Below are 14,147 nucleotides of genomic sequence, written 5' to 3'. Positions count from 1 at the left end.
TGCCGCTGCCTGCAGGGAGTTACTCGCTGTTTCAGTTCCAGCCGGCCAGCCGGAGCAATGCGGCGGCTCCGGCCCCCGCCAGCACAACAACCAGGAAGGGCGCCCGCAGGAACAGGGCCGCAGCGGCGGCTGCCAGGGCGCCCAGGCGGGCATCGAGCACCAGGGCCTGCCCGGTAGCCAGGGTGTTGACAATCGTCAGGGACGCCAGCAGCCCGATGGTCATGGTCCCTGCGATCCGGGACATTCTCGGGTTCTGCAGCAGGCTGGCCGGCAGAAGGTAGCCCACCAGCTTCCATGCATAGGCGAAGAGACAGGCCAGCAGCAGCCACACCCACAGACTCATTTGGCACCTCCGGGGTTCGTCCCGTCGCCTTTGGAATGCCCGTCGTCATGCCGGTCGCGCGGGTGATGGCTGGGATGCCACTCCGCGTAGGGGTCGATGTCCGGTTCAAGCCCTTCGTCCTTGCGGCCGTGGCTGAGCCAGCCGATAAGGGCGGCCACCACTGCGGCAATCAGGATCGGGACGCCCGCGGGGACGAAGGGTACGGCCAGCACGGTTGCCAAGGCGCAGACGACGGCGATCGCCACCGGTTCCCTGCCCTTCAGCCGCGGCCACAGCAGGCCGAGGAACGCTGCGACAGCTGCGCCGTCGAGCCCCCACTGCTTCGGATCTCCCAGCGCGCTTCCGGCCAGGGCACCCACCGCGGTGAAAAGGTTCCAAAGTACGAAGATCCCGATGCCCGCCGACCAAAAGCCTCTTTGCTGCTCAGCAGGATCAGTCTGCCCCGTGCTTGTGGCCGTGGACTCGTCGATGGTCAACTGGGCGGCCGCATACCGGCGCCACCCCCGCGGCTGGAGCAGCACGTTGAGCTGCATGCCGTAGATGCCGTTGCGCATTCCCAGCAGGGTGGCCGCTCCCATGGCCGCCAGCCCCGAGCCGCCGCCGGCGACCACCCCGATGAACGCAAACTGGGAGCCGCCGCTAAAAAGCAGGAAACTCAGTGCCATGGTCTGCCAGAAGTCCAGGCCCGAGGTCACGGAGAGCGCACCGAAGGACACCCCGTACAGGCCGGTCGCGATGCTGATGGACAGGCCAACACGGACCGCAGGAGAACGCAGGAGTTTCGGGGGCCAGGTGATGGGCATGCCACCACTCAATCACAGCGGTGGCTGTGATTGAGTCGCGCCGGAGCTTGCTGCCAGGGCTGGCTGCTGGAGCTGGGCCAGCACCTGCGCCGGCCGGTTGGTGGTGATCTCCTGGATGCCCATCCCCCGGCACAGCGCCACGTCAGCCTCGGCGTCCACCGTCCAGACCCGGAAGCGGCGGCCGGCATCCCGCCAGCGCCGCACGGTGTCCGGATGCCGGCGCACGTAGTCGATGCCCGGCCCGGCCATGCCCGCTTCGCCGCCGTCAAGGATCCGTTCCCCCTCCAGCTGCGCGGCCTTCATCACGTTGGCCACGGCACTGCCCGTGAAAGGCCCCAGGCCCAGTTCCTCGCGGATCTCGGTGACGTTCACGTCGTCCACGAGCTGGCAGATAAACTCCGCCGGGACTGCCTTGCGCAGGTGCCTGACTGAGTCGGGGCTGAAGCTCATGAAGGTCACCCGGATGTTGCCCAGCCTGGATGTCGCGGCGTCCCACCCCTCTGCCCGCAGCACCTGCAGCACCCTGTCCTCCAGCTTCAGCTGGTAGGGGCTGGGATGCTTCAGCTCGATGGCCAGCCCGACGTCCCGCCCGGCAGCCCGGAGCAGGTCCAGCAGGTCCGGCAGGGTGAGGAACTGTTCCGACCTCGGCCCGTAGGCCTCGGGGATCCGCACGCCCTTCCAGGCCGAAAAATCGAGCAGCCGCAGCTGGTCCACGGTCCGTTCGGCCACAGGACCGGTGCCGTCCGAGGTCCGGTCCAGGTTGGAATCATGCAGCAGGACAACGTGCTGGTCGCGGGTGAGGTGCACGTCGCACTCCACACCGTCCGCGCCGTCGGCGAGCGCCCGGAGATACGCCGCCCTGGTGTGCTCCGCGAAATCCGCGCTGGAACCCCGGTGGGCGTAGACCAGGGGACGGGTTGGGGCTGACTCGTCGGCTGTCATGGTCACACGTTAGCCGACCGCGGCCGCCAAAGCGGGGCTAGGCTTGGCACATGCAGGTGAACTCTGAGCCAACCACCCAGCTGGCGTCTCCCCCGGGCGAGGCCACCCGTGATCGTCCGGGAGAGGACGGGCGCGCTCCGGCGCGCTCCGCCGCCGTACGGCAGCTCACAGCGGGCGACGCCGAAAAGGCGGCAGCCCTCCGGAAGATGAAACTGGTGGCGTTGTGCCTCCTCATTGCCATGGCCGTGGTGTTCGTCGTCGCGTTCGCGCTGCAAAAGCAGTACCCGTGGTTGCAGTACGTCCGGGCCGCGGCGGAAGGCGGCATGGTGGGCGCCCTGGCCGACTGGTTCGCAGTGACGGCCCTGTTCCGCTATCCCATGGGGCTGAAAATCCCGCATACCGCGATCATTCCGCGCCGCAAGGACCAGATCGGCGCGTCCCTGGGCGAGTTCGTGGAGACCAACTTCCTCTCCGAACAGGTGGTCCAGGACAAGCTGGCCAGCATCAACATCTCCGGCAAGGTTGGCAGCTGGCTGTCAGGGCCGGGCGGCGCAGAGCGCGTGGCCAAGGAAGGTGCCGCCGTCATCCGCGGCACGTTCAAAGTGTTGAACGACGACGACGTCCAGGCCGTCATCGAGGGCATGGTCCGCAAGCACCTCGTGGCTCCGCCGTGGGGACCGCCGGTGGGACGCATGGCCGAACGGATCTTCGCCGACGGGCACCACCACAAGCTGGTGGATCTCCTCGTGGACCGGGCAGCGGACTGGGTGGCTGCCAACCACCAGATGGTCAGCCGGCTCGTCACGGAGCGCTCCCCGCAGTGGGTGCCCAGCTTCGTGGACGGCCTGGTGGGCGACAAGGTCTACATCGAACTGCTGAAATTCACCCGTGCGGTCCAGGATGACCAGCAGCACCAGGTCCGGCTGTCCATCGACAAGTACCTGACGGACCTGGCCCAGGATCTGCAGCACGACCCCGCCATGATCGCCCGGGCAGAGGGCATCAAGGCGCAGGTGCTCGGCGACCCGGAGGTCCGGGAACTGGCGTCCCGGACCTGGGCGACCATCAAGGGCGCGCTGCTTTCCGCCGTCGACGATCCGGACAGCGAACTGACGGTGAAGTTCAAGGCGGCCGTCCGCGATTTCGGCACCCGCCTGGTCAACGACGACGAGCTGGCAGGCAAGGTCAACGCCTGGATCGGCGATGCGGCCGGCTATTTGGTCCGCACCTATCGGTCAGACATTGCCGGGATGATCACGGATACGGTGGCGCGCTGGGACGCCGAGGAAACGTCGCAGAAGATCGAACTCCAGGTGGGCAAGGACCTGCAGTTCATCCGGATCAACGGCACAGTGGTGGGCTCGCTCGCAGGGCTCGCCATCTTCACGGTGGCCCACCTGGCGTTCGGCTGACGGGCCGTGCCCAACACACACCCTCCGGTGCACCAAAAGGCTCTTGACAGGGCCTATCCCGCCGGGGCACGTTTGGTGTCAATCGCGCCGCCGGGTCTCCTGCCCGTCCCATCCGTTCGGCCCACCTGATGAAGCCCACGGATCCGGCATCGCGGCGATTGTTGGGGATATCCGGATGAGGCGCCATGAGCCTGTTAACCGCCCGTCGTTTCCGCTCCGCCCTTTTTCCCTGGGCCCTCGCCCTCACCGTCCTCCTCCCGTCGCAACTTGCCCTGCCTGCGCCTTCCGGCGCGGCAACTGGCGGCGCGACGTCGGTCGTTGCAGAAACCGGCGACACGGGTTTTGAACCGGGTTCGCCCGGCTTGGCCGATCCGTACTATCCGCGGGACGGCAACGGCGGCTACGACGTCGAGCACTACCTGCTGGAGCTCAGCTACGACCCTGCCAGCGGGCTCCTCGCAGGCTCTGCCACCATACGCGCCCGTGCCACCCAGGACCTTTCGTCGTTCAACCTGGACCTGGAGGGGCTAACTGTCCGCGGAATCCAAGTCAACCACCGGAGCGCCGCCTTCAGCCGCAGCGGCGCGGAGCTCACGGTGACACCCCGGAAGGGAATCAGGGACGGCCGGGAGTTCGAGGCGGTGGTGCACTACGACGGCATGCCGAAACCGATCACTGACCAGTTCGGGGTTTCTGGATTCCTCCGGACCGACGACGGCTCCCTGGTGATCGGGCAGCCACACGTGGCGGCCACCTGGTTCCCCGCCAATGACCATCCCCTGGACAAAGCGTCCTTTACCTTCAAAATCACTGTTCCGGACGGGCTGGAAGTGGTTGCCAACGGTGTGCTGCGCGACGAGGAGTCCGAGGATGGCAAAACGGCGTGGACCTGGCATGCTGCAGAACCGATGGCCACCTACCTGGCCACCGCGAGCGTCGGCAAGTTCCAGCTGAACCGGTACCGGCAAGACCGGATCAGCTATGTTGATGCCATAGATCCCGACCTCTTCCAGCCGGTGGTTATGGCCAAAACGGGTCGAAACTTCGCCTGGTCCCACAGCAGCCTGAACTCCTACACGCGCCTTACCAGAACCATCAACGTGCCGCAGTCTGGCGCCACGCTCTCGTTCGGGCTGCAACGGGATATAGAACCGCAGTTCGACTTCGCCTTCGTGGAAGCACGGCTGACTGGCGCCGCAAGCTGGACCACGCTGCGGGACAGCAACGGACACACCACGGACAGCCCGGGAATTGCGTGTCCCAGCCGGTTGGCGCTCCACCCGTTCCTGAAACACTATCTGACCGACAAGGGTGACGGGACGTGCACATCATCCGGCAGTACAGGACAGTGGTGGGCCGCTTCCGGGCCTAGTCCAGGCTGGGAACCGTGGGTGTTCGATTTGGGCCGCTTCGCCGGGAAGAGCGTGGACGTAGCCATCACCTACATGAGCGACAACGTGGTGCCGTTCGACGGCGTGTTCGTCGACGACATCACAGTTTCGACCGGGGAGGGCAGCACATCCTTCGAGGATGACGGCAACACACTGGATGGGTGGGCTGCTGCGGCGCCGCCCGCGGGAAGTCCGCCCAACACGGTCCGGTGGACAGCTGGCGCGGACGGTCCTCCGCCGCTGGGGGAGCGTGTCGAGGCGTCCTTCAAGAGGCAGCCCGAGATCATCGACTTCCTGTCGGGATACTTCGGCCGGTATCCCTTTAACGCGTCCGGCGGAGTTGTGGATGACCTGAATAACCTTGGCTTCGCGTTGGAGAACCAGACCCGGCCCATCTACTCCAAGAACTTCTTCAAGGACCGGCAGGGAGGTGACTCAGTGGTAGTCCATGAACTGGCGCACCAGTGGGTGGGCGATGACATGGCGGTCAAGGGCTGGCGGGACATCTGGCTGAATGAGGGATTTGCGAGCTACACCGAGTGGCTGTGGAGTGAACACGAGGGCCGGGAAACCCCGCAGCAGCTGTTTGACTTCTACGCGGCAACGATCCCCGCCGACGCACCGTTCTGGGCCGTGAAGATCGGCGATCCCGGCACCGCGGCATTGTTCGCGCCCCCGGTGTACGTCCGCGGCGCGATGACCCTTCAGGCATTGCGTGTCCTCGTGGGCGATGACGTGTTTTTCGGCATCCTCCGCGAGTGGACGCATGCCCATACCGGCGGCAATGTCTCCAGCGCAGACTTTATTGGCCTGGCACAGGAGCTATCCGGCCAGGACCTGGGGAGCTTCTTCAACGCCTGGCTCTTCACCCCCGCCAAGCCGGCGGGGCTGGTGCCCACCCTACGCAGCGTTGTGCCACCGGCCTTGGATCCGCCGGTAACAGCACGGCTCCTCGAGCGGCTGATTGAAGCACGCCGGGAAGGGCGCTAGTTCACGGGCGTGCCCTTAGGCGAACGGCGCCAGTTCGACCCCGTTTTCCTGAAGACCTGCCCGGACGGCGGCAGCCATTTCGACGGCGCCGGGGGTGTCGCCATGGATGCACAGTGAATCGGGGTCGACCCGGACCACTGTCCCGTCCACCGCCACCACCTCGCCCTTGAGCGCCAGGCGAACTGCCCGCTCAACGATCGGGCCGACGTCGTGCAGCACGGCACCTTCCTGCGAGCGCGGCACCAGTGTGCCGTCCGGCAGGTAGGCGCGGTCCACAAACGCCTCCCGGAAAACAGGATGCCCCGCGTCCTGGGCCTGCTTCAGCAGCTCGGACCCCGGAAGCCCCAGTATGGGCAGGCCGGGATCGTAGGCCTGAATGGCTGCCACCAGCGCGGCAGCCTGCTCGGCGTCGTGGAACGCCCGGTTGTAAAGGGCGCCGTGCGGCTTGACGTAGTCCACCGTGGCGCCCACCGCGTGCGCAACCCCGTCCAGCGCACCGAGCTGGTACAGGACGTCGCCGAACAGCTCGTCGAAGGACATGTCCAGGGAGCGGCGTCCAAAACCGGCGAGGTCCCGGTAGCCTACGTGGGCGCCGACCGTGACGTCCAGTTCATAGGCGGCGCGGCAACTGTCCAGCATCGTCACAGGGTCCCCGGCATGGAAGCCGCAAGCTACGTTGGCACTTGTGATGAGCTCGAACATGGCCGCGTCATCACCCATGGTCCAGGAGCCGAAGGACTCCCCAAGGTCAGCGTTCAGATCCACCGGTACCACCTTCCGTTGTCCCAGGTTCCGTTTTACCGGATTCCAGGGAGGGGCCCGCCGTTTCCGCAGGCTTGAGCTCCCCCGGCACCGTGTCCGGCATCGGCCCGAAGGCCTCTTTTGCGTTAGCGACGACGGTGCGGCCCATCATGAGGTTACCGGCACCGCCGACCACCGCCCCGATGCCGAACGGCAGCGCACGTCCGAACAGGGCGGTTCCCTGCCTCCTGAGCAGGTTCCGCAGGAAGGCCTTCTGGATACGCTCGCGGATAAAACCGGCTCCGGACTGCGACATCCGGCCCGCCAACACGTTTCCCCAGGCCTGGCTGGCACCCTTGCCCCGGCCCATGGCCTGGCCGCTGAGCGAACCAAGCAGAGCGGTTCCCTCCTCGCCGAGCATCACGGCCATCACCAGGGTGCTGGCCTTCTCCGGGTCGGCCATCCGGATCCCGTGAAGTTCGGCCAGCGAGGTGGCGTAGAGGGCTGTCGCCTCGAGGAAGCCAACCGTGGCGGCGGCGGAGAGGCCCAGAGACGCCACAGTGCCGACTCCGGGAACGACGGCGGTGGCCCCCACCAGCGCTCCCCCGCCGGTCACGGCCCGGAGATAGTCACGTTCAAGGATGTCCGCGAGTTGGGCGGCCGATGCCCTCGGATTGCGGCGCTGGAGCCGGCGGATATACGCGACCACCAGCGGGCGTTGGATCTCCACGGCCCGCAGCAGCACGTTATGAACGCCGGGCTTGGGATTGCCGTGAGCGTCGAACACGGCGTTGTGGGCTGTTTCCTGCGCGATTCTCATCGCGGGGTTACGTCGCGTGGCCATCATCACCTCTACCTCGGAACAACCGGCAGCGGATACCGCCGTCTAGCCTTAACACTAGGCCACACACCAACATACCAAGCATGCTGATCACCCCACGTCGCTGAACCGGCCGGTCACATAGCCCAGGACTCAGCCACCGCCATGTACGCGGAGGAGGAGGGCCCGCGCGGGCCGGGGTAGACAGTGGGGGCGCCGGGCCATTCGACGCCGAACTCGGAGAGTTTTCCCGTGCTGCACGGATGGTAGATGTTGCTCATCGAGGCGCTGGAGGGCCCCAGTTGGAAGTCGGGCGCGGAGAACTGGCGCCGGTCCAGCACTCCGGAGATTTCGAGGGCGGCCTGCCGCCCGGTCGCCCGGAACCCGCGTTCGAGGTCCAGTTCGACGTCGAACTCGTCCTGGGTGTGGCTGACCCCGGCGAGCGGAAATCGCGCGGCTTCCGGAAAGAAGCGCGTCAGTTCGGTGGCGAGGGACGAGGCGAAGAATTCGTTGGAGCCGTAGCTTCGCCAACCCTGGAGCGTGGCCACCATGAGGACTGTCCCGGTTCCCCACCGGGACCAGTCAGCCACCCAGAACGAAGCAAAGCAACTGGCGGGCTCGCCTGCAATATGGACGCCGTTCCGGTCCACCGGATGCAGGGCAAGGCCAAAGTTTGCGCCGATGAGCGCCACATTGCGCCGCCCCGGCCTGGCCGGTGTGTTCCCCATGGCTCGAGCCTATCCCGCCGGGTACGTTCCACCTGGCAGAGGCTCGGCCTAAGTTTGCGGTGTGCCCCTCCCCCGCGCGCTTCGACCCTTTTCCCACCGCGAATACCGTGTGCTGATCGGCGCCCTGGCCGTATCCATCTTCGGTTCGGGCATGTGGGCCGTGGCCATGGTCTACCAGGTCATCCACATCGGCGGCGGTCCGCTTCAACTGTCCCTCGTGGCCGCCGCAGGCAGCGTGGGGCTCGTGGCGTTCGTTCTTGCCGGCGGCATCGCGGCGGACCGTGTTCCGCAGCGGCTGCTGATCATCGCCGTCGAGGGAACCAATCTTGCCGTAATCGCCACCGTCAGCGGGCTGGCGATGGCAGGCTGGCTTCAGCTCTGGCATCTGGTGGCCGGTGCCTTCATCCTTGGCGTGGGGGCCGCGTTTTTCTTCCCGGCCTACTCCGCGATTCTGCCGCGGATCCTGCCGCCGGAGGACCTGCTGGCGGCCAACGGCATGGAAGGGACCCTGCGTCCCACGCTTCAGCAGGCGGCGGGTCCTGCTGCGGCAGGCGTCGTCGTGGCCGCACTGTCGCCGTCGCACGCCGTGACCGGCGTGGCCGTGTGCCACCTGTTGGCGTTCGTCATCCTGAACTTCCTCGGCCAGCACGCCCTGCAGGCGCCCGGGAACGGTTCGGAGCATGCGGACAGGGAGGCGCCGGAGGACGGCGCCGCGAAGGCACCAGCCAAGACCTCCTTCTTCTCCGACCTCCGCGAGGGCGTCAGCTACACGGTCCGGACGCCGTGGCTCCTCTGGACCCTGCTCTGGGCCTGCATTTCGGTGCTTTTCCTGATCGGGCCCATTGAAGTGCTCCTGCCCTTCGTGATCCGGGACCAGTTGGGCGGCGACAGCCGGATGTTCGGATTCCTGCTGGCGGTCATGGGAGTGGGCAGCGCCGCAGCCTCCCTGGTCACGGCGTCCGTCCGGCTCCCGCGGCGCTACCTGACCGTCATGATGGTGTGCTGGGGAGCGGGCACGCTGCCACTGGCCGCGGTGGGGCTCATGGATAACTTCTGGCTGCTCGCCCTGGCGGTCTTTATTTTCGGGGCCACCGGAAGCGTGGGCATGGTCATCTGGGGAACCCTGCTGCAGCGCCGCGTCCCCCCGCACCTGCTGGGGCGGGTTTCCAGCCTGGACTTCTTTGTGTCCCTGGCGCTGATGCCGGTGTCCATGGCGCTGGCCGGCCCCGCCGCCGCCGTGCTCCCGATCTGGCTCATCTTCCTGGTGGCCGGCGGGGTATGCCCGGTCATGGCGGTGGCGGCCCTGCTGGTGGCCCGGATGTCAGCGGACGAAATCGCCCATCCGCTCAACCGCCTGGGCCCCCTGCCCACCGGAGCCGAGGCCACCACCTAGCTCGCGCGTTACAGGCCCCGCGTCACAGGCCCGGCGTCACTCCCGTGCGCGCACCACCGGGAGGCTCGCGGTCGGCGGCCCGCTCGGGAATACCGAGGGCTCGGGGACGTGCACAGGATCCAGGGGAACGCGCATTGGCTGGGAAGCCACCACGAACCGGACCCCGCGCACGTCGACGTCCAGCGCTTCGCCCTCGAGGACCGTCAGAGTGATGGCGTCCTGATCGAGTTCCACCAGGAGCGGGCGGCCCTGCAGCCTCAGCCGGAAGCGCAGGGTGTCCCATTCCTCGGGCAGCCGCGGATCAAAGAACGGCACGGGCCCCTGGTCACGGAGCCCTGCGAAGCCGCACACCAGCGAGCTCCACACTCCGCCGGTGGACGCGATGTGGACACCATCAATCGTGTTCCCGTGCGTATTGTCCAGGTCGATGAACGCGGCATTCGTGAAGTGTTCCAGAGCGGCCTTGCGGTAACCCACCTCGGCGGCCATGATTCCCTGGACGCACGCCGAGAGCGTGGAGTCCCCCGTGGTGATGGGATCGTAGAAATCGAAGGCCCGGCGCTTTTCCTCGGCGGTGAACTCCTGCCACTGCAGGAACATGGCCAGCACCGTGTCCGCCTGCTTCAGCACCTGGTGGCGGTAGATCACCAGCGGATGGAAGTTCAGCAGCAGCGGGTACTTGGAGCGCGGCGTCGTCCAGTCCCACGGCTCAAGGGTCATGAAGTCGTTGTCCTGCGAGTACACCTGGAAGTGCTCATCGAAGGGCAGCTGGATCCGCTCCGCAGCCGCCTCCCACAGCTCCCGTTCGGCGTCGTCCACTGCCGGGTGGTCCAGCGCCGCGGCGGCCCGCAGGTTAAACCGGGCCATGACGTTCGTGTAGAGGTTGTCGTTCACCACCGCGGTGTACTCGTCCGGCCCCGTCACGCCGTGGATGTGGAACGCGCCGTCCTTGCCGAAGAAGCCCAGCGATACCCACATGCGGGCGGTTTCAATCAGCAGGTCAGCGCCCATCCCGGCACGGAACTCGGAATCACCGCTGGCCCAGACGTACCTGTTGGTGGCGAAAGCAACGGCTGCGGCGATGTGGAACTGCGCGGTGCCGGCAGCGTAGTACGCGCTCGCTTCCAGGCCGTTAATGGTGCGCCAGGGGAAAAGCGCGCCGTCCACGCTTAGCTCCTTGGCGCGGATCTTGGCGTCCGGGAGCATCTCGTGGCGGAACTCCAGAACCTGGCGCGCGCCGTCGGGGTTCGAGTACGTCAGGTACGGCAGGAGGTAAACCTCCTGGTCCCAGAAGTAGTGCCCGTCGTAGCCGGAGCCGGTGACCCCCTTGGCCGGTATGCCGGCGACGCCGGCCCTTGCGGTGGCCTGCGCAAGCTGGAAGAGGTTCCAGCGGATGGCCTGCTGGAGTTCCGGCTGCCCGCCCACCTGGATGTCGGCGTCGGCCCAGTAGCTGCGGTAGTGCGCCTCGCTCTCGGCGAAGACGTCGCCGACCGGCTTCAGCCCTGCTTCAGCCGCGTCCGCCGGGTCCTCCCCCGCTTCCGCGTCGGCCGCGCCGGGCAGGCCCGTCCGGGCACCTCGGGCCACGGCGTAGCTGACGCTCTTTTCGAGCCGGAACGGCTCCTCGGCGGCAATCGCCAGCACATAACGGACGCTGCTGTCATCCTGGTCCACAAGGGTGTCGAACGGCTGGTGGCCGGCGGACGTCCAGTGGTCCACGGCGATCCCCACGCGCTGCTTTGACTCCGCGGCCTCCCACGACAGGCGAAGCGAACCGTCCCCGCCCTCCATCCTGAGGGGCAGCAGGACCCGGCCTGCGTGCCGGCCCGCGCGGCGCGGGTCATGGGTGGAGTGGTCCTCCACGGGTTGATCCTGCCGGTTGATGACGGACGAGGTGACGTCCGCTGATACTGCCCGGTCGGCCGAAACGTCCAGGGAGATGCCCAGGCTGCCGCGCGCTTCGAAGCCCACGGCCCGGCGCTCCACGGTGGTAACCGTGGCGCCGGAACGGCACTGCCACACGATGGCGCACTCGTAGATGCCGGTGGCGAAGTCCACGGACCTGCGGTAGTCCACGACGGTGGATTCGGAAAGGCTGAGCATTTCGCCGTCGATGACCACGGTGAAGTTGTTGGCATCCGGAATGTAGAGGATGCGCTGGCCCGTACGCGCGAAACCAAAGGCATTCTCGGCGTGCTTGATGTCCCAGATCTCGTGGAACCCGTTGATGAAGCTGCCGGGCAGCGCGGCATCCGACGGGGCCCAGTGGGCACCCCGGACACCGAGGTGGCCGTTGCCGAGCGCAAAAAGCGTTTCGAGCGTCCCGGCGTCGCCGGGTGCGTGGCTCGTTTCCACGAGCTTCCAGGGATCATTGGGGAAGCGGACGCGGTCAGCGTTGATGAGTGCCATGAGAGGCGTTCCTTAGACGGTCGAAAACGGTGCTGGAAGTTCTGTCGGGGCGGGCGGTACCCCGGTTGCGGCCCTGGGGCTGCGGGACTAGAGAAGTTCCTCGAGGTCGCTGACCACAAGGCTGGCGCCGGCGTCGAGCAGCGTCTGCCGCCCGGCACCACGGTCCACGCCGATGACCGAATGGAAACTGCCGGCACTGCCCGCCTGCACGCCGGACACGGCGTCCTCGACGACGACGCACTGCTCACTGGGCAGCCCCAGGAGCCGGGCGGCGTACTCGTAGGTTGCGGGGTCCGGCTTGCCGGGCAGCCCTTCCTCAGCAGCCACGACGCCGTCCACGACCACCCGGAACCGGTCCGCCAGTCCTGCCGAACGCAGCACCGAAGGGGCGTTCCTTGAGGAGGAGACGACGGCGACCTTCAGTCCGTGGTCGAGTGCGGCTTCCAGGAAACGCACCGACCCCGCGTAGGGCTCCACCCCGGCGCTGACTATGTCGTTGAAGATTTTGTTCTTCCGGTTGCCGAGGCCCTGGACCGTGATGTTCTCCGGATCGTCATCGGCAGGGCCCTCGGGCAGGGTGATGCCGCGGGACGTCAGAAAGTCCCGGACGCCGTCGAACCTTGGCTTGCCGTCAATGTGGTCGAAGTAGTCGCTCTCCCGGTACCCGTCCTTTTCGGGAACGGTTTCGAGGTACCCGTCGAACAGCTCCTGCCAGGCGCGCTCGTGGACCACGGCCGTGGGCGTAAGCACGCCGTCCAGGTCGAAGAGGATGGCGGCGGCACCGGTCCAGCTGTTCGGCCGGCTGCCAGCGCTGGTATTCAGGGTTTCGGTCATGCTTAGTTCCGTGTCCTTTCGGGGGTGGGACAGCAATATGTTGGGGGTTACCAGGAACGTGGTCGCCAGTGACCAGAAGGGGTGTGCCTGCAGGACCAGCGCTCGGAACCCTTTTATTCAGGGCGCCGCCGGCCCGGAAGGTTCCGTTTTCGGGTGATTCTGCAGTTTGAAGGACAGGCCGGCGTTTCGCGCGGACCGGGCTGCGTTGCCCTGGCCGCAAACGGCGACGTCCCGCTGCCTTTCGCGGCCGGTCTGCTTAAGTACCGCCGGTTATGTCCGGCGCGTGAATTCGCGCGGTTCCGCCACTTGCACCGCCGTGTTGCGGGCCAGGCAGAACGCTTCCACGCGCGGGCGCACGATTTTTTGCCTACGTCCATGATGAGGGCGGAGGCGGTTCAGGGCAAGCCAGCGGAACGTCCCCGCGGGATGGGTGGCGCAAGGATGCATGGCGCGGTCCTGCCCTTTCGAACACTCTTTGGTCGTGCACTGCCAGCCGCCCACCGCCGGGCGGACGACTGATGGCCGGGTCCCGGCCGAAGAAGAGTGTAAGCGCTTACAGATTTAACCTGCAACTGTTTTTATTTCCGCTGCTGATTCCGTGGGGAGCCTCCCTAGCCGGAGCCCAGACTCAACCCAGGACGTAATGCCGCAGGAACGCACTGACATCCACCATCTCCGCTTTAGACATGGCGTGGCCCATGCCGGGATAAGTGCGTGCCGTGAGCCGGGTGTGCGTGTTCAGCCATTCCTCCGTGAAGGCCGTTGCGTCCCCGTTGATCACGAGGTCCGCCTTATCCCTCCCCCAGAAGAATGGGGGCCGCTCATCAAAAGACTCGCTGAGCGCCAGCAGGTCGTTGTCCAGGACGAACCCGGAAAGTCCCACCACCGCCGGAAAATCCCGTGGCCGCAGGCGCAGGAGCGTGCTCGCCATGGCCATCCCCTGGGAATAGCCCAGCAGGCTCACACTAGTGTGGTGTCGCCTGGCTGAGTCGATCCAGGAGAACACGGAATTGGCGGCCGCGATGACGTCGGCAAAATCGTTGGTCAGGAAATAGTCCAGCAGGAACCAGCCGTAGCCGTTCGCGATCGGCATGGGCGCCCGCAGCGCGGCGCAGGTGAATTCCCTGGGCAGATAGTCGAAGAGATTGACCATCCGGGATTCGTCGGTGCCGTAGCCGTGCATCATTACCAGCAGCGGGGTGCCGGCACGCTCCTCTTCCGGCTTCGACCATACAACCGTCTCCATCCGATCAGCCTACCGAGTCCCCCGGAAAGCCCGCCCGCCGCTGACCTGCGGATTGATTGAAACCGGACTTACCGGGATGTAGCCTGACGCTTGACAGC

At 66.6% G+C, this 14,147-nt stretch carries 12 protein-coding genes; 3 read left to right on the top strand and 9 right to left on the bottom strand.

The window, feature by feature from the left end:
* Positions 1-31: 31 nt before the first annotated feature.
* From LFT45_RS02485 to LFT45_RS02475, 3 genes are read right to left on the bottom strand one after another with little or no spacing between them, the layout of a single operon-like run.
* Positions 32-343, bottom strand: coding sequence for an AzlD domain-containing protein (locus LFT45_RS02485; protein ID WP_236806363.1), 312 nt, complete (start codon positions 341-343; stop codon positions 32-34).
* The gene (locus LFT45_RS02480; protein ID WP_236806362.1) at positions 340-1,146 is read right to left on the bottom strand and encodes an AzlC family ABC transporter permease; all 807 of its coding nucleotides are present in this window, start codon (positions 1,144-1,146) and stop codon (positions 340-342) included. Before LFT45_RS02480 ends, LFT45_RS02485 begins: the two co-directional genes overlap by 4 nt.
* 12 nt (positions 1,147-1,158) lie before the next feature.
* The gene (locus LFT45_RS02475) at positions 1,159-2,088 is read right to left on the bottom strand and encodes a glycerophosphodiester phosphodiesterase (protein ID WP_236806361.1); all 930 of its coding nucleotides are present in this window, start codon (positions 2,086-2,088) and stop codon (positions 1,159-1,161) included.
* Between the two features lie 50 nt (positions 2,089-2,138).
* Between LFT45_RS02475 and LFT45_RS02470 the strand changes: the two genes are divergently transcribed.
* On the top strand, positions 2,139-3,500 hold the full coding sequence (locus tag LFT45_RS02470) for a DUF445 domain-containing protein (protein ID WP_236806360.1): 1,362 nt from the start codon (positions 2,139-2,141) through the stop codon (positions 3,498-3,500).
* 185 nt (positions 3,501-3,685) lie between these two features.
* On the top strand, positions 3,686-5,881 hold the full coding sequence (locus tag LFT45_RS02465) for a M1 family metallopeptidase (protein WP_236806359.1): 2,196 nt from the start codon (positions 3,686-3,688) through the stop codon (positions 5,879-5,881).
* 15 nt (positions 5,882-5,896) lie between these two features.
* Here the strand turns inward: LFT45_RS02465 and LFT45_RS02460 are convergent, their stop codons facing one another.
* The 3 genes from LFT45_RS02460 to LFT45_RS02450 all read right to left on the bottom strand — a co-directional run bounded on the left by LFT45_RS02460 (position 5,897) and on the right by LFT45_RS02450 (position 8,170).
* Positions 5,897-6,646 (bottom strand): LamB/YcsF family protein, encoded by a 750-nt coding sequence (locus LFT45_RS02460; protein WP_236806358.1) that lies wholly within the window; start codon positions 6,644-6,646, stop codon positions 5,897-5,899.
* Positions 6,630-7,466 (bottom strand): hypothetical protein, encoded by an 837-nt coding sequence (locus LFT45_RS02455; RefSeq protein ID WP_236808885.1) that lies wholly within the window; start codon positions 7,464-7,466, stop codon positions 6,630-6,632. Before LFT45_RS02455 ends, LFT45_RS02460 begins: the two co-directional genes overlap by 17 nt.
* A 113-nt stretch (positions 7,467-7,579) precedes the next feature.
* Entirely contained in the window at positions 7,580-8,170 is a 591-nt protein-coding gene (locus LFT45_RS02450) for a hypothetical protein (protein ID WP_236806357.1), read from the bottom strand.
* A 61-nt stretch (positions 8,171-8,231) separates the two neighbouring features.
* Between LFT45_RS02450 and LFT45_RS02445 the strand changes: the two genes are divergently transcribed.
* Complete coding sequence (locus tag LFT45_RS02445) at positions 8,232-9,563, top strand: MFS transporter (RefSeq protein ID WP_236806356.1); 1,332 nt, start codon at positions 8,232-8,234, stop codon at positions 9,561-9,563.
* Between the two features lie 36 nt (positions 9,564-9,599).
* On the opposite strand, the gene LFT45_RS02440 is transcribed toward LFT45_RS02445, so the two are convergent.
* From LFT45_RS02440 to LFT45_RS02430, 3 genes are all read right to left on the bottom strand, one after another.
* Complete coding sequence (locus LFT45_RS02440; protein ID WP_236806355.1) at positions 9,600-11,969, bottom strand: glycoside hydrolase family 65 protein; 2,370 nt, start codon at positions 11,967-11,969, stop codon at positions 9,600-9,602.
* An 87-nt stretch (positions 11,970-12,056) separates the two neighbouring features.
* Positions 12,057-12,803, bottom strand: coding sequence for an HAD family hydrolase (locus LFT45_RS02435; RefSeq protein ID WP_236806354.1), 747 nt, complete (start codon positions 12,801-12,803; stop codon positions 12,057-12,059).
* A gap of 628 nt (positions 12,804-13,431) precedes the next feature.
* Positions 13,432-14,049: an alpha/beta hydrolase gene (locus LFT45_RS02430; protein ID WP_236806353.1), complete on the bottom strand. Its 618-nt coding sequence runs from the start codon at positions 14,047-14,049 to the stop codon at positions 13,432-13,434.
* Positions 14,050-14,147: the final 98 nt, after the last annotated feature.

It is taken from the genome of Arthrobacter sp. FW305-BF8 (assembly GCF_021789315.1).
In the GTDB taxonomy this organism is placed as follows: domain Bacteria; phylum Actinomycetota; class Actinomycetes; order Actinomycetales; family Micrococcaceae; genus Arthrobacter.
This window is presented reverse-complemented; position numbering and strand designations above follow the sequence as displayed.

What these genes read in the sequence shown, in the direction of transcription:
- LFT45_RS02430 (WP_236806353.1), bottom strand. Translation starts at nt 14,049, where the DNA reads ATGGAGACGGTTGTATGGTCGAAGCCGGAAGAGGAGCGTGCCGGCACC.
- LFT45_RS02475 (WP_236806361.1), bottom strand. Translation starts at nt 2,088, where the DNA reads ATGACAGCCGACGAGTCAGCCCCAACCCGTCCCCTGGTCTACGCCCAC.
- LFT45_RS02480 (WP_236806362.1), bottom strand. Translation starts at nt 1,146, where the DNA reads ATGCCCATCACCTGGCCCCCGAAACTCCTGCGTTCTCCTGCGGTCCGT.
- LFT45_RS02485 (WP_236806363.1), bottom strand. Translation starts at nt 343, where the DNA reads ATGAGTCTGTGGGTGTGGCTGCTGCTGGCCTGTCTCTTCGCCTATGCA.
- LFT45_RS02470 (WP_236806360.1), top strand. Translation starts at nt 2,139, where the DNA reads ATGCAGGTGAACTCTGAGCCAACCACCCAGCTGGCGTCTCCCCCGGGC.
- LFT45_RS02440 (WP_236806355.1), bottom strand. Translation starts at nt 11,969, where the DNA reads ATGGCACTCATCAACGCTGACCGCGTCCGCTTCCCCAATGATCCCTGG.
- LFT45_RS02450 (WP_236806357.1), bottom strand. Translation starts at nt 8,170, where the DNA reads ATGGGGAACACACCGGCCAGGCCGGGGCGGCGCAATGTGGCGCTCATC.
- LFT45_RS02435 (WP_236806354.1), bottom strand. Translation starts at nt 12,803, where the DNA reads ATGACCGAAACCCTGAATACCAGCGCTGGCAGCCGGCCGAACAGCTGG.
- LFT45_RS02465 (WP_236806359.1), top strand. Translation starts at nt 3,686, where the DNA reads ATGAGCCTGTTAACCGCCCGTCGTTTCCGCTCCGCCCTTTTTCCCTGG.
- LFT45_RS02455 (WP_236808885.1), bottom strand. Translation starts at nt 7,466, where the DNA reads ATGGCCACGCGACGTAACCCCGCGATGAGAATCGCGCAGGAAACAGCC.